Origin of the sequence: Streptomyces sp. NBC_00328, from assembly GCF_036139655.1 — a bacterium.
GTDB lineage: Bacteria > Actinomycetota > Actinomycetes > Streptomycetales > Streptomycetaceae > Streptomyces.
The window spans coordinates 6,259,294-6,277,671 of sequence record NZ_CP108013.1 but is presented as its reverse complement, the minus strand read 5'-3'; the positions used below and the strand labels follow the sequence as shown (position 1 = coordinate 6,277,671).

At 71.0% G+C, this 18,378-nt stretch carries 20 protein-coding genes; 8 read left to right on the top strand and 12 right to left on the bottom strand.

Annotation, left to right across the window (positions count from 1 at the left end):
• Nucleotides 1-178 precede the first annotated feature (178 nt).
• The 5 genes from OG485_RS27625 to OG485_RS27605 form a co-directional block, all read right to left on the bottom strand.
• Nucleotides 179-586, bottom strand: coding sequence for an ATP-binding protein (locus OG485_RS27625; RefSeq protein WP_328671212.1), 408 nt, complete (start codon nt 584-586; stop codon nt 179-181).
• A 129-nt stretch (nt 587-715) separates the two neighbouring features.
• Nucleotides 716-1,123 (bottom strand): (deoxy)nucleoside triphosphate pyrophosphohydrolase, encoded by a 408-nt coding sequence (locus OG485_RS27620; RefSeq protein WP_328671211.1) that lies wholly within the window; start codon nt 1,121-1,123, stop codon nt 716-718.
• A 45-nt stretch (nt 1,124-1,168) separates the two neighbouring features.
• Nucleotides 1,169-1,351, bottom strand: coding sequence for an SPOR domain-containing protein (locus tag OG485_RS27615; RefSeq protein ID WP_328671210.1), 183 nt, complete (start codon nt 1,349-1,351; stop codon nt 1,169-1,171).
• 376 nt (nt 1,352-1,727) lie between these two features.
• Nucleotides 1,728-2,480: a GntR family transcriptional regulator gene (locus OG485_RS27610; RefSeq protein ID WP_328671209.1), complete on the bottom strand. Its 753-nt coding sequence runs from the start codon at nt 2,478-2,480 to the stop codon at nt 1,728-1,730.
• A gap of 147 nt (nt 2,481-2,627) precedes the next feature.
• A complete protein-coding gene (locus OG485_RS27605) occupies nt 2,628-3,875 on the bottom strand; it encodes a DUF4190 domain-containing protein (RefSeq protein WP_328671208.1) in 1,248 nt (415 codons plus the stop codon).
• Between the two features lie 183 nt (nt 3,876-4,058).
• On the opposite strand from OG485_RS27605, the gene OG485_RS27600 reads away from it, so the two are divergent.
• Nucleotides 4,059-5,165 (top strand): threonine synthase, encoded by a 1,107-nt coding sequence (locus tag OG485_RS27600; RefSeq protein WP_328671207.1) that lies wholly within the window; start codon nt 4,059-4,061, stop codon nt 5,163-5,165.
• Between the two features lie 44 nt (nt 5,166-5,209).
• Here the strand turns inward: OG485_RS27600 and OG485_RS27595 are convergent, their stop codons facing one another.
• The gene (locus OG485_RS27595) at nt 5,210-5,656 is read right to left on the bottom strand and encodes a MarR family winged helix-turn-helix transcriptional regulator (protein WP_328671206.1); all 447 of its coding nucleotides are present in this window, start codon (nt 5,654-5,656) and stop codon (nt 5,210-5,212) included.
• Between the two features lie 150 nt (nt 5,657-5,806).
• On the opposite strand from OG485_RS27595, the gene OG485_RS27590 reads away from it, so the two are divergent.
• Complete coding sequence (locus OG485_RS27590) at nt 5,807-6,835, top strand: SMP-30/gluconolactonase/LRE family protein (RefSeq protein ID WP_328671205.1); 1,029 nt, start codon at nt 5,807-5,809, stop codon at nt 6,833-6,835.
• 90 nt (nt 6,836-6,925) lie between these two features.
• Here the strand turns inward: OG485_RS27590 and ychF are convergent, their stop codons facing one another.
• Nucleotides 6,926-8,014 (bottom strand): redox-regulated ATPase YchF, encoded by a 1,089-nt coding sequence (ychF, locus tag OG485_RS27585; RefSeq protein ID WP_328671204.1) that lies wholly within the window; start codon nt 8,012-8,014, stop codon nt 6,926-6,928.
• Nucleotides 8,015-8,211: 197 nt separating this feature from the next.
• Between ychF and OG485_RS27580 the strand changes: the two genes are divergently transcribed.
• Nucleotides 8,212-8,811 carry a DUF6542 domain-containing protein gene (locus OG485_RS27580; protein WP_328671203.1) on the top strand — a complete coding sequence of 200 codons (600 nt, stop codon included), beginning with the start codon at nt 8,212-8,214 and terminating at the stop codon, nt 8,809-8,811.
• 110 nt (nt 8,812-8,921) lie between these two features.
• Here OG485_RS27580 and ppgK read toward each other — a convergent pair whose 3' ends face one another.
• Both ppgK and OG485_RS27570 read right to left on the bottom strand, forming a co-directional pair.
• Nucleotides 8,922-9,671, bottom strand: a complete 750-nt coding sequence (ppgK, locus tag OG485_RS27575; protein ID WP_328671202.1) for a polyphosphate--glucose phosphotransferase — start codon at nt 9,669-9,671, stop codon at nt 8,922-8,924.
• A gap of 29 nt (nt 9,672-9,700) precedes the next feature.
• Nucleotides 9,701-10,705 carry a 4-hydroxy-3-methylbut-2-enyl diphosphate reductase gene (locus OG485_RS27570; RefSeq protein ID WP_326785727.1) on the bottom strand — a complete coding sequence of 335 codons (1,005 nt, stop codon included), beginning with the start codon at nt 10,703-10,705 and terminating at the stop codon, nt 9,701-9,703.
• 101 nt (nt 10,706-10,806) lie between these two features.
• Here OG485_RS27570 and OG485_RS27565 point away from each other — a divergent pair, with 101 nt between their 5' ends.
• The 4 genes from OG485_RS27565 (at nt 10,807) to OG485_RS27550 (ending at nt 14,678) form a co-directional block, all read left to right on the top strand.
• Nucleotides 10,807-12,180 carry an APC family permease gene (locus OG485_RS27565; RefSeq protein WP_328671201.1) on the top strand — a complete coding sequence of 458 codons (1,374 nt, stop codon included), beginning with the start codon at nt 10,807-10,809 and terminating at the stop codon, nt 12,178-12,180.
• A gap of 159 nt (nt 12,181-12,339) precedes the next feature.
• Nucleotides 12,340-13,548, top strand: coding sequence for an exodeoxyribonuclease VII large subunit (xseA, locus tag OG485_RS27560; protein ID WP_328671200.1), 1,209 nt, complete (start codon nt 12,340-12,342; stop codon nt 13,546-13,548).
• A 9-nt stretch (nt 13,549-13,557) separates the two neighbouring features.
• Nucleotides 13,558-13,800 carry an exodeoxyribonuclease VII small subunit gene (locus OG485_RS27555; RefSeq protein ID WP_328671199.1) on the top strand — a complete coding sequence of 81 codons (243 nt, stop codon included), beginning with the start codon at nt 13,558-13,560 and terminating at the stop codon, nt 13,798-13,800.
• Nucleotides 13,801-14,087: 287 nt separating this feature from the next.
• Nucleotides 14,088-14,678: a malonic semialdehyde reductase gene (locus OG485_RS27550; RefSeq protein WP_328671198.1), complete on the top strand. Its 591-nt coding sequence runs from the start codon at nt 14,088-14,090 to the stop codon at nt 14,676-14,678.
• A gap of 151 nt (nt 14,679-14,829) precedes the next feature.
• Here the strand turns inward: OG485_RS27550 and OG485_RS27545 are convergent, their stop codons facing one another.
• A complete protein-coding gene (locus OG485_RS27545) occupies nt 14,830-15,348 on the bottom strand; it encodes a DUF4245 domain-containing protein (RefSeq protein WP_328671197.1) in 519 nt (172 codons plus the stop codon).
• Between the two features lie 126 nt (nt 15,349-15,474).
• On the opposite strand from OG485_RS27545, the gene glpX reads away from it, so the two are divergent.
• Entirely contained in the window at nt 15,475-16,506 is a 1,032-nt protein-coding gene (gene glpX, locus OG485_RS27540; protein ID WP_326785733.1) for a class II fructose-bisphosphatase, read from the top strand.
• A gap of 404 nt (nt 16,507-16,910) precedes the next feature.
• Here glpX and OG485_RS27535 read toward each other — a convergent pair whose 3' ends face one another.
• Nucleotides 16,911-17,282 (bottom strand): WhiB family transcriptional regulator, encoded by a 372-nt coding sequence (locus tag OG485_RS27535; RefSeq protein ID WP_328671196.1) that lies wholly within the window; start codon nt 17,280-17,282, stop codon nt 16,911-16,913.
• 198 nt (nt 17,283-17,480) lie between these two features.
• Nucleotides 17,481-18,209, bottom strand: a complete 729-nt coding sequence (locus tag OG485_RS27530) for a DUF1707 SHOCT-like domain-containing protein (protein WP_328671195.1) — start codon at nt 18,207-18,209, stop codon at nt 17,481-17,483.
• Nucleotides 18,210-18,378 lie beyond the last annotated feature (169 nt).

Below are 18,378 nucleotides of genomic sequence, written 5' to 3'. Positions count from 1 at the left end.
ACTACGGTGCCGCACGACACGGTGTTCACGATCACAGCACGGTCCCGATGGTTTTTGGACCGGCCGCGACATACTCCCAGTCTTCTAACCAGGTGGCACCCCGTCGAACCACACAACGCGACACCGGTCGGGAGCATGATCCGGCCGTACGCCGCGCGGGCGTCCCGGCCTCCGTGCCTCAGTCCGGCACGGTCAGCTCGAACCAGACCGTCTTGCCGGTGTCCGCGGGCCATGTGCCCCAGCGCCTGCAGGAGCCGGCCAGGAGCTGGAGTCCGCGGCCGCTCTCGTCGGAGGTGTCGGCGGCCCGTTCGCGGGGCGGGTCGGGCAGCGGGTCGGAGACCTCGACGCGCAGAGCGCCCGGCACGTCCTCGGGGCGTACGAGCCGGACGCCGATCGGGCCCGTGGCGTGCCGGAGCGAGTTCGTCACCAGTTCGCTGACCAGGAGTGCGGTGATGTCGCCGAGGGATTCGAGATCCCATTCGCGGAGCTGTCCCCGGACGACGGAGCGGGCGGTGCGGACGGCACCGGGCTCCGCAGGAAAGGTCCACTCGGCACAGTAGCCGTCAGTGTCGATCAAGCCGATCACTTCCCAGACCAGAAACCCACCCACGCCCGGTTTCGGGTGGTTAAGGGGCACATACCCGGTATCGGTGGAGCTTTACCGCGACGGGGGCACACTATGGCGCGAACGGCGCACAAGCGGGCACCCGGGTCGTCACACGCCCGGATCGAGCCACGGCAGTGCGCCCTTGACCGCCGGCACGTCCTGGTCCAGCCAGTCCACGTCCCAGATCTCCTCGGGGGTCAGCCAGCGCAGCTCGTCATGGTCCTGAAGGGGTTCCGGTTCGGCCGAGCCGGGCAGCAGCCGGGCGGCCCACACCACCAGGACGTATCCCGGCTTCAGCGGCCACTCGCCGGGGACGCGCTCCAGCGCCCGGGTGTCGACGCCGAGCTCCTCGCGCAGTTCGCGCACGAGGGCGCGTTCGGGGGTCTCGCCGGGCTCGACCTTGCCGCCGGGCAGCTCCCAGCGCCCGGCGAGGTCGGGGGGCGCACTGCGGCGGGCGGCGAGCAGGCGCCCGCCGCGCACCAGGGCGCCCGCGACCACCACGATCCGTTCCGTCATGCGCCGGAGCCTACGGGAGCGGGAGGGGGCCCGACTCCCGGTGGATCACCCGGTTCCGTTCGGCCCGATCCGCTCGACCCAGTAGAGCTGCTTGTGCCCGCGGCCGTCGAGGCTGTCCGCGATCTTCTGGGCCTCGGCGCGCGTCGCGTACCTGCCCACGCGATAGCGATTGCCGTTGTCGTCCTGCCGTATGACGAGCCAGGGAAGCGTGATCGTACTGTCGTTCATAGACCCCCTCCACTTCCCGCCCCGGGCCCCCGTCGAACCCCGCATTCCATCGAAACCGCAGTACGCATATGCCCGAGCGTACGCCTTACCTTCACGCAGCGAACACGGGTTTACACAAAGAGGTACGCAACCGGCCAGTAAGGAGCGGCGGCCCGGGGGGCGCACGCCACCGAACGCGCCGCTCACGACTCCTCGCGGGTCCTCGAACAGGGCGAAGCCGCTCCCCGGTCCGTCACTTGAGAAAGGCCAGATTCCAACCGGGCCTACGGGCGGCCCCGTTGAGGCGCGGGCACCCGCGCCGACACGCGAGCCCACCGGGCCCCGCGGAACGCCGTACGCGACACCGGACGAGATGGCGTGCCGAAGTGACGCGCTGTCACTTCACCGGCAGGTGGTAGGCGATCCGGTAGCGGTCCGCCGGGACCACCACGTCCGCCGTCTCCACCGGCCGGTCCGAGGCGAAGAAGGTGCGCTGGATGACGACGACCACATGGCCGGGCACGCCGCCCAGCGCCAGGAGTTCCTCGGCGAGGCCAGGGCGCGCGCCCACCTCCTCGGTGACGTTGTCCACGATCACGTCGATGGCCGCCATGCGCTCGACGACACCCATGCCGCCGAGCGGGCCCTCCTCGGGGAGCATCACCGGCGTACGCCCGGTCACGGCGAGCGGCTCCCAGGAGGTGGAGAGCATCATCGCCTCACCGCCGTCGCGGTAGACGTAGTTCGTGCACATCACGCGGTCGCCGGGCTGGATGGCCAGCCGCTCGGCGATCGCGCCGCTCGCCTCGACCTGCCGGCTGTGGGACTCCCAGGTGCCGCGCACCGCGAAGTCCGCCTGCTCCTGACGGAAGGGGGTGGCGCCGTTGTCCGGCCGGTATCCGGAGCGGGCGACGCGGCGCGGCACCGGCCGCTCGCGGACGTAGGTGCCCGAACCGGAGCGGCCCTCGACCAGACCCTCGGCCATGAGCACCTTGCGCGCCTCCAGGGCGACCGTGTCCGAGACTCCGTACTCCTCGCGGATCCTGGCCTGCGAGGGAAGCCGGGTGTGCGGGGGCAGCGAGCCGTCGACGATCTTCTTGCGGAGATCACCCGCGACACGCAGGTACGCCGGCTGCTCACCGAAAGTCACTTAGCCGCTCCCATCAGGTTGTACAGACAGCAACAGCGTGGCAACCGTGGGTTGTGCCATGCAAGCAAAGGCCAGAGAATCACTCGATGTGATGACGCAAGCCCTTGAGGGCATTACGCAGGCACTTTCTCCCCACTGTGGCTGCCGTCACACCTCGATTCCGGCACCGTCTTCGCCACCGCTACCGGTGCCCCCGCCGCCGTCGTACTTCGGCGGGGTGGTGGCGAGCCCCAGAGCCTTGCGGGTGGTGACCGCCTTCCTCGGGTCGATGAGCTTCAGCGCCTTCTCGTAGTGCGCGGAGAAGGTGTCCGCGTCCGGCGCGTCCGCGGCCTTCACCCACTCCTTCGCCGAGCGCTCCAGGTCCTTGGCCAGGGCGGCGACCGGCTTCGCCGCGCCCGGCGCGAACCGGTGGGCGGGCAGCCCGTCCGCCTCCCGCGTGAGCGCCTTCGAGACCTGGTCCGCCCACACCTTGTAGCCGGGCAGGTCGTCGTCGATGTACTCGGCGTCGGGCATCTCGGCCAGCGCGTTGTCGATGGCCGCCGCCGAGCTCAGATAGGAGTACTGGTCGGCGTCCAGCGTGAGCCGGTCCTTGCGCAGGGAGCCCGTCAGGCCGTCCGTCTCGTCGGCGTCCCCGAACAGACAGCTCACCTCGCGGTCGCCGCGGAGCCAGCTCTGCGACGTCGGGGTGAAGGAGTACACGCCGACGTTCTCCGGGACGGCCCAGGAGTCCATCGCGTACGTGTTCCGGAGCAGGGAGCACCGCCGGTCGGCCTCGTCGGCGAGCGCGTCGTCCCCGGGGTAGTCGGCTTCGGCCATCTCGAAGTCGGCGAACACCTCGGCGTCGTGCCCGCCCGAACACGGCACCTTGTCGACGTCGACCGCCAGACCCTTCAGCGAACCGCTCGGCGTGTCGAAGCACTCGCCCACCTCCAGCGAGAACGCGGAGTCCCCCGAGCCGCCCGCCCCGTCCTTGAAGCCCTCCCAGAAGTCGCGCGCTCCCCCGGTGGCGACCATGAGCGCGAGCAGCACGACACCGACCGACGACAGCACGATGCCGGCCACCGCCATGCCCTTGCCGCGCTCGCCGCGCCGCTTGATCTGGACGAGCGCCGCGATCCCGAGCACCAGCCCGACAGCCGGCAGGAAGCAGAGGACACCGAGGACCAGCGCCGCGATCGCGAGCCCGTTGAAGGGAACGGGCCGGTTGTACGGGGAGTAGCCCTGCCCCCAGGGCTGATACGGGCCCCCGTACGGGGACTGCTGGTACGGCCCCTGCTGGTACGGCCCCTCCGGGAAGGATCCTTGGGGGTGCGGAGCCTGCGGATACGGAGGCGCCCCCGGCGGCGGGTACGGCCCCTCGGGCTGCTGCGGGCCGGGCGGCGGGGGTATGGCCACGATTTCCCTTGCTCCTCATATCCGTCCGTTATGGAACGCGCGTGCGACTGCCGAATGACTGGGCGCATCGTAAGCACGGCACGGACGGGATCCCTACAGCGCTGCCCGGTCTGCCGCCGGGGCACGGCCGCCCAGGAACGCGCGGAACGGTCCCTTCCGCGACCTCGCGTCTAACCTGCACCCATGACTGCACTACCGGACTGCTTCTGCCCGACGGACGGCACGCGTGTACCCGCCGGCTCGCTCGCCTGGTGCTGCCCGGTCTGCCGCGGCCCGCTCGACCTGGACTTCACGCCGACGCCGGCTCCCCTCGTGTCCCTCACCGGCCGGGTGAACTCGATGTGGCGGTACGCGGAGTGCCTGCCGCTGGCCGCGCCCACGGTCAGCCTCGGCGAGGGCCGCACTCCCCTGGTCCCCCTGGGCGAAGTCGTCCTCGCCAAGCTCGACTTCCTGATGCCGACGCTGTCGTTCAAGGACCGCGGGGCCGTGCTGCTGGCCGAACTCGCGCTGCGGCTCGGGCCCCGCCAGGTACTCGCGGACAGCAGCGGCAACGCGGGCACGGCCGTCGCCGCGTACTGCGCCCGGGCCGGGCTGCCGTGCACCGTGTACGTCCCCGAGGGCACCTCCGCCAAGAAGCTGGAGCAGATCGAGGCGCACGGGGCACGGCTGCGGGTGGTCGAGGGCGACCGCGAGGCGACGGCACGCGCGGCGCGCGAGGCGGCCGACGAGGACGGCGTGTTCTACGCCTCGCACGTCTTCAACCCGTACTTCCTGCACGGCACGAAGACGTACGTCCACGAACTCTGGGAGGACCTCGGCGGGCGTCTGCCGGACGTCCTCGTGCTGCCCGTCGGCAACGGCACGCTGCTCCTCGGCGCCGCCCTCGCGGTGGCCGAACTGCACGCGGCGGGGCTGATCGACAAGAGACCCGCCCTGTACGCCGTCCAGGCCGCCGCGGTCGCCCCGCTGGCCCGGGCGTGGTCCGAGGGGGCCGACGATCTCGTCGGTGTCACTCCGCCGGCGCCGACGTTCGCCGAGGGCATCGCGATCCCGCACCCGCTGAGGGCCCGCCAGATCCTGAGCGCGGTACGCGCCTCCGGGGGCGCCTTCCTGACCGTGACGGAGGACCAGATCCGCCACGCGCAGTCGGATCTCGCCGGGCGCGGGCTGTACGTGGAGTCGACGGGCGTGGCCTGCTGGGCGGCGGTCCGTGAGGGCGCGCTCGGCCGACGGGAGGCCGTGGTGCCGCTGTGCGGGGCCGGGGTGAAGACGGGGATGGCCCGGGACTGATCCCGGGGTCGGCCCGGACCGGGGAGTTTCGCCGGGAGCGCCCCTCAGGGGCGGGGGCGTTCCCTCTCCAGGACCGCGACGCACCGGCCGAGCAGGGCGGCGATGGTGTCGCGCTCCTCGGCGGTGAACTCGGCGGCCAGGGCGCGCTCGACCCGTACGGCGCGGGCGTCGGCGTCGGCGAGCGCTGTCCTGCCCTCGTCGGTGAGCCGGGTCTCCAGGACGTTCTTGTGCCAGGCGTGCGGGGTGCGCTCGATGAGGCCGCGGTCCTGGAGGTTGTTCAGGACCGTGTTCATGGTCGGCGGTGTGACCAGGCAGAGGCGGGCCAGCGCGGCGGCCGAGATGCCGGGGTTCTCACTGAGGTGGAGCAGCGCCGCGTACTGGGCGACGGTCACGCCCGCCGGTTTGAGCACCGCGGCCTTGGTCGCGCCGAGGGCCTGCTCGGCCCGCTTGAGGTGGGAGCCGAGGCGCTCGGACACGGGCATGGACGTCATCTCCGCATGGTAGCCGCGGATCGTACGGACGATACGACGATGAACCCCCACCCATCAGTAAAGACATTGACGAGCATTAGAGCTCTAACATACGTTCGTACTCATCGCTCAGCTCGTCGACGTCCGAGATGCAGACCGAGAGGTTCCGCCGTGTCCCGTTCGATCCAGCGCCGCACCTTCCTGACCGCCACCGCCGCCGCCATCGCGGCGACCGCCGCGGGCGCCCCGCCCGCGAGCGCCGCACCCGGCCTCTCCACGGCCCCGGTCTCCACCCCTCGTAGCTCCACCCGCCGTATCTCCACCGCCTTCGAACTTCCCGACGACCGCGCCTACCCGGAGGGCATCGCCGCCGACCCGCGCACCGGAGCCCTGTACGTGGGCTCGTACACCACCGGCGCCGTCTACCGCGCGGCGCCCGGACGCCGTGCGGCCGAGACCTTCCTGCCCCCGGGCGCGGACGGCCGGAACACCGCGAACGGGCTGAAGGCCGACGGGTCCGGCCGTCTCTGGGTGACCGACTCGACGGCCGGGGTCGCCGTCTACGACGTGCGCACCCGCGCCCTGCTGGCCCGCTTCGACGTCCCCGGTGACGCGCCGCGTTTCGTCAACGACCTGGCGATCGCCGCGGACGGCAGCGCCTATCTGACGGACAGCGTGCGCGAGGTCGTCTACCGGGTGACACCGGCCGAGCTCGCCCGGGCCGCGGCCCACGGCGGTCGTGCCACGCTCACCCCCGCCTACGACTTCGGCGGCATCCTGGCCCCGCACCCGGCCGGCACGTTCACCCTGAACGGCATCGCCGCCGGGGACCACTGCCTGTTCACCGTCGACATGACCGGGGGCGCCCTCTACCGGGTGGACCTCATCACCGGCAGGATCCGCCAAGTCGCCCTGCACGGAGGTGACCTGGTGAACGGCGATGGACTGGAACTGGTCGGCACCACCTTGTGGGCCGCCCTCAACAGGACCGACACGATCACCCGCTGGCGCCTGTCGGCGGACGGCACCGCGGCCCGTCTGGAGCGCAGCCTCACCGATCCCGCGCTCCAGATCCCGACCACGCTGGTGCGCCACGACGGCCGCACACTCGTCGTCCGCTCCCAGTTCGACAAGGGCGGACCGATGGGACCGGGCACACCCGAGACACCGTTCACCGTGGCGTGGGTACGAGGCATCTGAACACAAAAGCAAGGGGCCGACCCCCGGAGGAGTCGGCCCCTTTTGACCTGCATGTTTGCCGCGTCAGCGGCGTGGTGTCCCCTCGTCCGGTCAGACGTTGAAGCGGAACTCCACCACGTCCCCGTCCTGCATGACGTACTCCTTGCCCTCCATGCGGGCCTTGCCCTTGGCGCGGGCCTCGGCGACCGAGCCGGTCTCGACCAGGTCGGCGAAGGAGATGACCTCGGCCTTGATGAAGCCCTTCTGGAAGTCGGTGTGGATGACACCGGCGGCCTCGGGGGCGGTGGCGCCCTTCTTGATGGTCCAGGCGCGGGATTCCTTGGGGCCGGCCGTCAGGTAGGTCTGCAGGCCGAGGGTGTTGAAGCCGACTCGGGCCAGGGTCGCCATGCCGGGCTCCTCCACGCCGACCGACTCCAGAAGCTCCTTCGCGTCCTCCTCGTCGAGCTCGGCGAGGTCCGCCTCCAGCTTGGCGTTGAGGAAGATCGCCTCGGCCGGAGCGACCAGGGCGCTCTGCTCGGCCTTGAAGGCGTCGTCGACCAGCTCGTCCTCGTCGACGTTGAAGACGTACAGGAACGGCTTGGTGGTGAGCAGGTGCAGGTCGTGCAGCAGTTCCTCGTTGCCGGAGCCCTGGACGATGCCCGCGGAGAAGAGGGTCTCGCCCTTCTCCAGGATCGCCTGGGCCGCCTCGACCGCCGCGACCTTCGGGCCGATGTCCTTCTTGATGCGCGACTCCCTCTGGAGGCGCGGCAGGACCTTCTCGATCGTCTGGAGGTCCGCGAGGATCAGCTCGGTGTTGATCGTCTCGATGTCGTCCTTGGGCGAGACCTTGCCGTCGACGTGCACGACGTTCTCGTCCTTGAAGGCGCGGATGACCTGGCAGATCGCGTCCGACTCGCGGATGTTCGCGAGGAACTTGTTGCCCAGGCCCTCACCCTCCGAGGCACCCTTCACGATGCCCGCGATGTCGACGAAGTCGACGGTCGCCGGGAGGATCTTCTGCGAACCGAAGATCTCGGCCAGCTTGGCCAGCCGGGCGTCGGGGACGCCGACCACGCCCACGTTGGGCTCGATCGTGGCGAACGGGTAGTTGGCCGCGAGCACGTCGTTCTTGGTCAGGGCGTTGAACATGGTCGACTTGCCGACATTGGGCAGACCGACGATTCCGATCGTGAGCGACACGTTGCGACTTCCCGTACGAGAGGATGGGCGAAGGGCCCTCCAGAAGAGCGGGCCGATCCACCAGTCTACGGCGTGACCCGGCTCCCGCCCGCGAGGTATCGAACGCATGGCCAAGCTCTTTCCACGGCCTCGCGTTCGGCCGATCTCCGGCGTGTCCGAGGAGCCATTCCACACATAAAACGACCTAAGTTGGTCCAGTGGAGCAACACAGGACGCGTCCCCCTCAGTACAGACCGCGACGCGGAGCACCTGTTCCGGCACAGTCCGGGCGGGCCGCGGACGGCGGTGTCCGACGGGACGGCCCGGTGGCGCGGCGGCCCGCGCCCGCGGGTGTCCGGCAGCCGCGCCGGACGTCGCGCCCGCGGCTGACCGGGCTCGGCGGCGGCCTGTTCTGCGGCGCGACGATGTTCGCGCTCGCCTGCCTCGACCACCTGCTGTTCGGCGGGTCGGCGACGGTGTACGGGGTGCTGTTCCTGCCGGTGTGCGTGCTGACCGCGCTGTGGGTACGACCCGGCGACCTGATGACCGCCCCCGTGGTCGTACCGATCGCCTTCGCCTTCGGGCTGCCGCCGATCACCGACGGCGGCGGAGGCGGCTTCGGCGGCAGCCTCATGGGCCTGGTCACCGCCCTCGCCCTCCAGGCGGGCTGGCTGTACGGGGGAACGCTGGCCGCGGTCCTCGTCGTGACCGTCCGCCGGGTCAGCCTGATGTCCCGCCGGCGGAACATCAGGCGGCGGGACCAGGCACGCGGCGCAGACGGCGTGCTCGGCGTGCCGCCCGGCAGACGGGCCCGCTGACCGGACCCGCCGATCCGGCCCGCCGGCCCTCGTACCGTCGCGGCCCTCGTATCCTCGCGGGCCGTGTCACCGTCGCCGCCCGATGCCGCCGTCGCCCGGCGGCCTCGCGGCTACCGGCCGATCTGCGCCGCCCGCATCGCCGCGCCCACGATCCCTGCGTTGTTCTGGAGCTGCGCGGGGACGATCTCCGCCTTGATGTCCTGGATCAGCGGCAGGAACTTCTCGGACTTGCGGCTGACACCGCCGCCGATGATGAACAGCTCCGGGGAGAACAGCATCTCGACATGGGCGAGGTATTTGGTGACACGGCGCGACCAGTGCTCCCAGGTCAGCTCGTGGTCCTCCTTGGCCTTGGTGGAGGCCCGCTTCTCGGCGTCGTGGCCGTTCAGCTCGAGGTGGCCCAGCTCGGTGTTCGGGACCAGCTCGCCTTCGGTGAAGACGGCGCTGCCGATGCCGGTGCCGAAGGTGAGCAGGATGACCGTGCCCCGGCGGCCCTTCCCCGCGCCGAACTCCATCTCGGCGACACCCGCCGCGTCCGCGTCGTTCAGCAGGGTCACCGGCAGGCCGCCCAGCCGCTCGCCGAGCAACGCGCCCGCGTCGGTGTCGATCCATGCCTTGTCGACGTTGGCCGCCGTACGGATCGTGGAACCACCGGTCACCACACCGGGGAACGTGATGCCCACCGGGCCCGTCCAGCCGAAGTGGTCGATGACGTCCTTCACGCCGTCGGCCACCGCGTCGGGCGTCGCCGGGTGCGGGGTGAGCACCTTGTGGCGCTCCTCCGCCAGGTCCCCGCGATCAAGGTCCACAGGGGCACCCTTGATCCCGGATCCGCCAATGTCCACACCGAAGATCTTCATGGCCCTACGTTACGACGTACGGCTGACCGTCACTTCCCGGACGGACCACCCGTACGCGCCTCCACCAGCGCGGCCGCCTCGGCGCGCAGGTCGCGGCGCAGCTCCTTGGGGAGCGAGAAGGTGATGGACTCCTCGGCGGCCTTGACGATCTCCACGTCCTCGAAGCCGTGCCCCGACAGCCGTTCCAGGACCTGCTCGACGAGGACCTCGGGGACGGAGGCGCCGGAGGTGACACCGACCGTGTTCACGCCCTCCAGCCAGGCCTCGTCGATCTCCTCGGCGAAGTCCACCAGGTACGCGGCGCGGGCACCGGCCAGCTTGGCGACCTCGACCAGCCGGACCGAGTTGGAGGAGTTGCGCGACCCGACCACGATGACCAGCTCGGCCTCCGCGCCCATCTGCTTCACGGCGAGCTGACGGTTCTGCGTGGCGTAGCAGATGTCGTCGCTCGGCGGGGAGATGAGGAGGGGGAACTTCTCCTTCAGGGCGTCGACCGTCTCCATGGTCTCGTCGACGGAGAGGGTGGTCTGGGAGAGCCAGACGACCTTGGAGGGGTCGCGGACCTCGACCTTGGCGACGTCGTCGGGGCCGTCGACCAGGGTGATGTGGTCGGGCGCCTCTCCGGAGGTGCCGATGACCTCTTCGTGCCCCTCGTGCCCGATGAGGAGGATGTCGAAGTCCTCGTCCGCGAAGCGGACGGCTTCCTTGTGGACCTTGGTGACCAGCGGGCACGTCGCGTCGATGGTGGCGAGCTTGCCGGCGGCGGCCTCGTCGTGGACGACGGGGGAGACGCCGTGTGCCGAGAACATGACGATGGACCCCTCGGGGACCTCCGCCGTCTGCTCGACGAAGATCGCGCCCTTCTTCTCCAGGGTCTGCACGACGTACTTGTTGTGGACGATCTCGTGACGGACGTAGATCGGAGCCCCGTACTGCTCGAGGGCCTTCTCCACGGCGATCACGGCGCGGTCGACGCCCGCGCAGTAGCCACGGGGGGCGGCGAGCAGGACACGGCGGCCAGGCGAAGCGGTCATGCCCCCATCGTAAGGCCGCGCCCGGCGGGTCAGGGATCGCCTCCTCGGAGAGACTGTGGGCAGCCGCTGGGGGTGGGACCAGGCGATTCCCGGGAGGCACGATGTCCGACGCGCGGACCACCGCCGGCACGGACCCGGCGGAGCAGGGACTGCGGCGCAGCCTCGGCTTCCGGGACCTGGTCGTCTACGGGCTGCTGTTCATCGCCCCGATGGCCCCGGTCGGGATCTTCGGAGCGCTGGACGCGAGGTCGCACGGGGCGGTGGCGCTGGTCTACGTCCTCGCGACGGCGGCCATGGCGTTCACCGCCTTCAGTTACGCCCAGATGGTCCGGGTGGTCCCCCAGGCGGGTTCGGTGTTCGCCTACGCGCGCGCGGGGCTCGGCCCGGAGGCCGGGTTCATCGCGGGGTGGATGGTGATGCTGGACTATCTGCTCATTCCGGCGGTGGCCTATCTGTTCTCCGGGATCGCCATGAACGCGCTGGTCCCGGAGGTGTCCCGGTGGGTGTGGACCACGCTCGCCGTCGTGGTCACGACGTTCCTCAACCTCCGGGGGGTCCGCACGGCGGCGCGCGTCGGCTTTCTGGTGCTCGCGATGGAGATCGTGGTCCTCGTCGTCTTCGTCGTGGCGGCGGCCGTGGTCCTCGCGCGCGACGGCGCGCGGCGCGACTGGCTGTCCCCGCTGTCGGGTGACGGCACGCAGGGCGCGTTCGCGCTGTCGGCGGTCGTCGGCGCCGTCTCGGTCGCCGTCCTGTCCTTCCTGGGCTTCGACGCGATCGCCTCCTTCGCCGAGGAGGTCACGGGCGGTTCGCAGAAGGTGGCTCGGGCGGTGCTGTTCTGTCTGGCGCTGGCGGGTGTGCTGTTCATCGCGCAGACGTATCTGGCGGCCCTGCTGGAGCCGCTGCCGTCCGCGCGGCTCGCCGCAGACCCCGCCCTTCAGGGTCCGGCCTTCTACGACGCCGTGGACGCCTCCGTCGGCTCGTGGCTGCACAACCTGGTGGCGGTCAGCAAGGCGATCGGCGCGGCGTTCGCGGCGCTGGCCGGGCAGGCCGCGGCCGGGCGCATCGTCTTCGCGATGGCCCGGGACCGGAGGCTGCCGCGGGTGCTGGCGCGGACCGGCTCCGGGGTGCCGCGGGCGGCCCTGTCGTGCGCCGCGGTGATCACTCTGGTCGCCGCGGTCTGGGCTGCGCGCCGCGACGACGGCCTCGACAAGCTGGTCTCGGTGGTCGACATCGGCGCCCTGACGGCGTTCACGCTGCTGCACGCGTCGGTGGTGGGCTGGTTCGCCGTACGGCACCGGGGCGGGCCGGTGGTGTGGTGGCGGCACGTCCTCCTGCCCGTACTGGGGGCCGCGATCACCGTCGCGGTGATCATCGAGGCGTCGGGAACGGCTCAGGTGGCGGGTCTCGTGTGGCTGGCGGCGGGCCTGGTGGTGCTGTTCGCCCAGCGGGGGCGAGCCGGGTCCGCAGCCGGATGACGCGCCGTGCCACGCGGCTGCCGTCCACCACACTCCGGTCGGGACGGTCCCGGCGGCCTGAGTACGGGTCGGGTGGCCCAGCGGTCGGGGTGCGGGTCGGGTGGTCCGACTCGGGCCGGGCGCGGGGGCGTTGTCGGTGGTGGCCACTACGCTCGGGACATGGCTCTCAACACGTCCGCGGACGCTCCGCTGCCCGTCGGAGAGGTGTCACGGCTCATCGGGGGATGGATCGACCGGCTCGGCGCGGTGTGGGTCGAGGGGCAGATCACCCAGTTGTCGCGGCGCCCCGGCGCGGGCGTCGTCTTCCTGACACTGCGCGACCCGTCGTACGACATCTCGGTGAGCGTGACCTGCTACCGCCAGGTCTTCGACGCGGTCGCCGACGTCGTGAGCGAGGGCGCCCGGGTGGTCGTCCACGCCAAACCGGAGTGGTACGCGCCGCGCGGGCAGCTCTCCCTGCGGGCCGCCGAGATCAAGCCGGTGGGCGTGGGGGAACTCCTCGCCCGCCTCGAACAGCTGAAGAAGTCGCTGGCGGCCGAGGGGCTGTTCGCGGCCGATCGCAAGAAGGCGCTGCCGTTCCTGCCGCAGCTCATCGGGCTGGTGTGCGGGCGGGCGTCGGCGGCCGAGCGGGACGTGCTGGAGAACGCGCGGCGCCGCTGGCCCGCCGTCCGCTTCGAGGTCCGCAATGTCGCCGTGCAGGGCGTCCACGCCGTACCGCAGGTCGTGCAGGCGGTGAAGGAGCTGGACGCGCTCGACGAGGTCGACGTGATCGTCGTGGCGCGGGGCGGCGGCAGCGTGGAGGACCTGCTGCCGTTCTCCGACGAGCAGCTCGTCCGCGCGGTCGCGGCCTGCCGCACACCGGTCGTGTCGGCGATCGGGCACGAGCCGGACAGTCCGCTGCTCGACCTCGTGGCCGACCTGCGGGCCTCCACCCCGACCGACGCGGCCAAGAAGGTCGTTCCGGACGTCGGGGAGGAGTACGAGCGGGTGCGGTTCCTGCGGGACCGCGCGCGGCGCTGCGTGGGGTCGTTCGTCGACCGCGAGGAGCGCGGCCTCGCGCACACGCTGGCCCGGCCCTCGATGGAGGATCCGCACCGGATGATCGACGAGCGGGCGGACCAGGTCTCCGCCCTGCTCGACCGGGGCCGGCGCACCGTCGGGCATCTGCTGGACCGCGCGGACTCGGAGCTGACGCACACCCACGCGCGCGTGGTGGCCCTCTCCCCCGCGGCGACCCTCCAGCGCGGGTACGCGGTGCTGCAACGGGCCGACGGTCATGTGGTCCGGGACCCGGCCGAGGTGGCGGCGGACGAGACACTGCGGGCGCGGGTCGCCGAGGGTGAATTCACGGTTCGAGTCGATGCATAGGGTGGGCCCATGACCAGCAAGGTGGACGAGGCGCTCGGCTACGAGCAGGCACGGGACGAGCTGATCGAGGTCGTACGCCGCCTGGAGGCGGGCGGTACGACCCTGGAGGAGTCCCTGGCGCTCTGGGAGCGCGGCGAGGAACTGGCCAAGGTGTGCCGGCGCTGGCTGGAGGGCGCTCGGGCCCGTCTGGACGCCGCCCTGGCCGAGGAGTCCCCGGAACAGGAAAAGGACGCCGGCTCCGGGTCCGAGTGACGAGCCGAGTGACGAGCGGCGCCGACTCCGGGTGACGGGCGGCTCGGGCGCCGCTTGGCGAGCGGCCCCGCGTCCGGGTGATGTCCTGCTCCGAGTAGCTCCAGCGGGGCCCGCGACACGGCGGGCCCCCTTTTTTCGATCCCATCCTGGATCCCTTTTTCGATCCCTCCGTCTGTGAAGCGGATCACCACGCCCCGTTTTTGGTTGAACTTTAAACCTCCTCGACGTACTGTCGTACTCGCCAACAGATCCCCCCGGATCCACCGCACATACCGAGAAGGTTCTTCATGTCTCTCGTCCTTGACCCCACCGCTCAGGACCTGCTGTTCCGCGAAGCTCGCACGGCGAACACGTTCACCGACGAGCCGGTGACCGACGAGCAGGTGCAGGCGATCTACGACCTGGTCAAGTACGGCCCGACCGCCTTCAACCAGTCGCCGCTGCGCATCACCCTGGTCCGCTCCCCCGAGGCCCGTGAGCGCCTGGTGCAGCACCTCGCCGAGGGCAACCGGGCGAAGACCGCCGCCGCCCCGCTGGTCGCGATCCTCTCCGCGGACAACGAGTTCCACGAGGAACTGCCGGCGCTCCTCCCCCACTTCCCCGCCGCCAAGGACCTCTTCTTCTCCGAGCGCCCGGTCCGTGAGAGCGCCGCCGGGATGAACGCCGCGCTCCAGGCCGCGTACTTCATCATCGGCATCCGCGCCGCCGGCCTCGCCGCGGGCCCGATGACCGGCGCCGACCTCGCCGGTGTCCAGAAGGAGTTCCTGGACGACGACCACACCCCGCTGATGATCGTGAACATCGGCAAGCCGGGCGAGGACGCCTGGTTCCCGCGCGGCCCGCGCCTGGACGCCGACCAGGTCATCACGACCGTCTGACCGACGGCACCGCGGGAGCGGCCGGCACCGCCGTTCGCTCCCGCACCCGCACCACACAAGAAGGGCCCCCGGCGCTGCCGCCGGGGGCCCTTCTCCATGTCTTACGGGTTCCACGAGGTCTTACGGGTTCCACGAGGCCGTGCGGGCGGCGCTACGAGGTCTTCAGGGCCTCCGCCATCTTCACCAGCGTGCCGAACGACCCGGTGCCGGTCACCACCGTCGTGGCGCCCTTGTCCTGGAGGACGAGGGCGTCGTAGTGGTCGCCCTCGTAGCGCTGCCAGGTCCGGTCGCCGATGCGCTGGGTGGCCTTCGTCTGCCGGGCGCCCTGGCTCGCCGTGTCGATGAACACGGCCGGCCGCTGAGTGGACTGCTCGACCGCCACGTACTGACCGTCGGGGGCCTGGAAGCCCAGATGCCAGGCGTCGAACTCGCTGCCGTCGTAGCGCACCGAGGTCGCCTTCCACGCCGAGGGCAGCCCTTCGGGCGCCGCCACGGGATAGCTCGCCGCGCGGCGAGCCGTCAGCAGCTCGACCTTGTAGTCGACGCGCTTGAGATCCGGCTTGGAGTCGTCATGCGGAATGAAGATGTAGATGACGCCCGCCATGAGCCCGATGAGGCCCAGGGAAAGAATCATGTCCCGTACCGACTGCTTGCCTTTCGTACCTGCCACGCCCCTATCGTCGCAGGTGCCCTGGCCTGCTCATCCGTGGGCCCCCCTGCTCATTTTGTAAGTCTGACGATAGAGTCGGGGCATCACCCTCATCCGGCCGTCGTCGTATCAGAAAGGTGCGTGTCGATGACCGAGCATCATCTGCCCTCCGAACTCGAAGTCCCGTCGGAAGCCCCCGACCGCAACCTCGCCCTCGAACTCGTCCGTGTCACCGAGGCCGCCGCGATGGCCGCGGGCCGCTGGGTCGGCCGCGGCGACAAGAACGGTGCCGACGGTGCCGCCGTCCGGGCCATGCGCACCCTCGTCTCCACCGTCTCGATGAACGGCGTCGTCGTCATCGGCGAGGGGGAGAAGGACGAGGCCCCGATGCTCTTCAACGGGGAGCGCGTGGGCGACGGGACCGGCCCCGAGTGCGACATCGCCGTCGACCCGATCGACGGGACCACGCTCACCGCCAAGGGCATGACGAACGCGATCGCCGTGCTCGCCGCCGCGGACCGCGGCACCATGTTCGACCCGTCCGCGGTCTTCTACATGGACAAGCTGGTCACCGGCCCGGAGGCGGCCGACTTCGTCGACATCAACGCGTCCGTGGCGGTGAACATCCGCCGGGTCGCCAAGGCCAAGCGGGTCACGCCCGAGGACGTCACGGTCGTCATCCTCGACCGGCCGCGCCACGACGGGATCATCAAGGAGATCCGGGAGACCGGCGCGCGCATCAAGCTGATCTCCGACGGCGATGTCGCGGGCTCCATCCTCGCGCTGCGCGAAGGCACCGGCATCGACCTGCTGCTCGGCATCGGCGGCACACCCGAGGGCATCATCTCGGCCTGTGCCGTCAAGTGCCTCGGCGGCACCATCCAGGGCAAACTGTGGCCGAAGGACGACGAGGAGCGGCAGCGGGCCATAGACGCCGGGCACGACCTCGACCGCGTCCTGACCACGAACGACCTGGTCTCCGGCGAGAACGTCTTCTTCGTCGCGACCGGCATCACCGACGGCGAGCTGCTGCGCGGAGTGCGCTACCGCTCAGAGACCGCGACGACCGAGTCGATCGTGATGCGGTCCAAGTCGGGCACGGTCCGCCAGATCCGGTCGGAGCACCGGCTGAGCAAGCTGCGTGCGTACAGCGCGATCGACTTCGACCGCGCCAAGTAGGACCACCGGCCCGGAGGGCCGGGCGCCGACACGGCGCGAAAGGGGCGCCCCTTGTGCGGAGGGGCGCCCCTTTCTCCTGCGCGGACCACGTTGAAGTCCACCCGCGCCGACCACGGCTGAAGTCCCGCGCCGGCACCCGATGACGTCTTCGGGCGCCCACACCGGCCGACGCGATCCTGTACGGCCACCGTCCGACGGCTCGCCCGCGCCGACACCGGATAACGCCTTCCGGCGTCGGCACCGGCCGACGAACCTCCCGCGCCGACGCCAGGCCGGCACCCGGGCAGCCGCGTGGGTACCGCTTCGAGGCGGCGGGCGGCACGGCTGCCGTGTGTACCCGTTGCCGTGTGCACGGGACGGCAACCGGGCCCGGCTCCCCACCGCTCCCGCGGGTGCGGGGTGGGTCAGCCGGCCGCGGCTATCGTGCCGCGGGCGGCCTTCTTGAGTTCCAGGTCGCGGCGGCGTCGCCGGGCGAGCACGACACGGCGCTCGGCGGCGGTCAGGCCGCCCCAGACGCCGTACGGCTCGGGTTGCAGCAACGCGTGTTCGCGGCACTCGACCATGACCGGACAGCGGGCGCAGACGCGCTTGGCCGCCTCCTCCCGGGAGAGCCGTGAAGCGGTCGGCTCCTTGGAGGGGGCGAAGAACAGGCCGGCTTCGTCGCGCCTGCACACCGCCTCCGTGTGCCATGGCGCTTCCTGATCCCTGTCCCGCACGGGCGCCCGCTGGGCCGGAACGGCAGCTACCTGCAGGGACTGATGCGGCGGTTGCAGCACGGGTCTACTCCTGACGACGGCTTCGCGAGCGTGCCGGGCACCGGGGAAGTCCCACAGCGCCCTCCAAGAGACGATGCAGCAAGCCCTACCCGCTGTACGCGCGCCTATGCACCGCGTGGAGAAGCCCGGCCGTTCTCGGGCGTGATCGATCATCGCCGCCGGACCGACCCGCATCGGCCACGCGCATATTCACAAGCGTCAACGGTCGAGGTGCTTGCGCAAACTCCGGTCCAGCCGGTCCGCCACCCGCTCGTTCACCCGGCTCGTGACCCGGTCGAGGATGTCCGCGATGAGCTTGCCGCGCTTGGGCCTCGCCTCGACGTTCCCCAGGACGGCGAGACCGTCGACGTAGACCACGGGCGCGTCGGGGTCGCCCGAGTCCAGCGTGTCCACCTCGAAGTTGCCGAGCACCCCGCCGCCGCTTCCGCGCAGCGAGACGTTCTCCGGCACGAAGATCTCGACGTTGCCGAACACCGAGATCGCCTTGATCACGACCTGCTGGTACTCGAAGATCGCCTCGCTCAGGTCGATCTCGACGTTGCCGAAGACCGAGTACGCGTGGATGCGCCGGCCCGCCCGCCAGCGGCCCTTGCGGACGGCGGAACTGAAGACCGCCACCACGTTGTCGTCGGCCTCCGCCGGGATCGCGCCCTGGGTGGGGCGGTTGGGCGCGGAGGCGTAGGCGGAGGCCGCGCGGCCCGTGTGGGCGGCGGGCAGGTCGCGGACGAACTGGTCGAGCTCGCCGACCGTCTTGGTGGCCAGTACGCCCTCGACCCGCTCGGCATGCTCCTCCGCGGTCAGGCGCCCTTCGGCGACGGCCTCGCGCAGGATGTCGGTGATCCGGTCGCGATCGGCGTCGGAGGCACGCAGCTCGGCCGGCTTCGCCGCCGTGGCGGCACTCGCGTCGGGGCTCTTTTGAAGGTCCACGGCAACAGCGTACCCAAACGCGATAGATCGCGACTACCCCTGGCGCGCCACCCGCGGGAAACCCGCTCTCCCCCGGGACCGACGGTCCGATGTCCGAACTGAGCCTTACCTCACAGCCTCGGTGTCCGTGCCAGGTTCTACGCTGGTGGACGCTGCCGATGACGGCCGA

Excerpts from the sequence above, each read along its gene's own strand:
- glpX (WP_326785733.1), top strand. The coding sequence starts at position 15,475 with ATGACCGAGCATCATCTGCCCTCCGAACTCGAAGTCCCGTCGGAAGCC.
- xseA (WP_328671200.1), top strand. The coding sequence starts at position 12,340 with ATGGCTCTCAACACGTCCGCGGACGCTCCGCTGCCCGTCGGAGAGGTG.
- OG485_RS27615 (WP_328671210.1), bottom strand. The coding sequence starts at position 1,351 with ATGAACGACAGTACGATCACGCTTCCCTGGCTCGTCATACGGCAGGAC.
- OG485_RS27570 (WP_326785727.1), bottom strand. The coding sequence starts at position 10,705 with ATGACCGCTTCGCCTGGCCGCCGTGTCCTGCTCGCCGCCCCCCGTGGC.
- OG485_RS27620 (WP_328671211.1), bottom strand. The coding sequence starts at position 1,123 with ATGACGGAACGGATCGTGGTGGTCGCGGGCGCCCTGGTGCGCGGCGGG.
- ppgK (WP_328671202.1), bottom strand. The coding sequence starts at position 9,671 with ATGAAGATCTTCGGTGTGGACATTGGCGGATCCGGGATCAAGGGTGCC.
- OG485_RS27550 (WP_328671198.1), top strand. The coding sequence starts at position 14,088 with ATGTCTCTCGTCCTTGACCCCACCGCTCAGGACCTGCTGTTCCGCGAA.
- OG485_RS27595 (WP_328671206.1), bottom strand. The coding sequence starts at position 5,656 with ATGACGTCCATGCCCGTGTCCGAGCGCCTCGGCTCCCACCTCAAGCGG.
- OG485_RS27600 (WP_328671207.1), top strand. The coding sequence starts at position 4,059 with ATGACTGCACTACCGGACTGCTTCTGCCCGACGGACGGCACGCGTGTA.
- OG485_RS27555 (WP_328671199.1), top strand. The coding sequence starts at position 13,558 with ATGACCAGCAAGGTGGACGAGGCGCTCGGCTACGAGCAGGCACGGGAC.
- OG485_RS27565 (WP_328671201.1), top strand. The coding sequence starts at position 10,807 with ATGTCCGACGCGCGGACCACCGCCGGCACGGACCCGGCGGAGCAGGGA.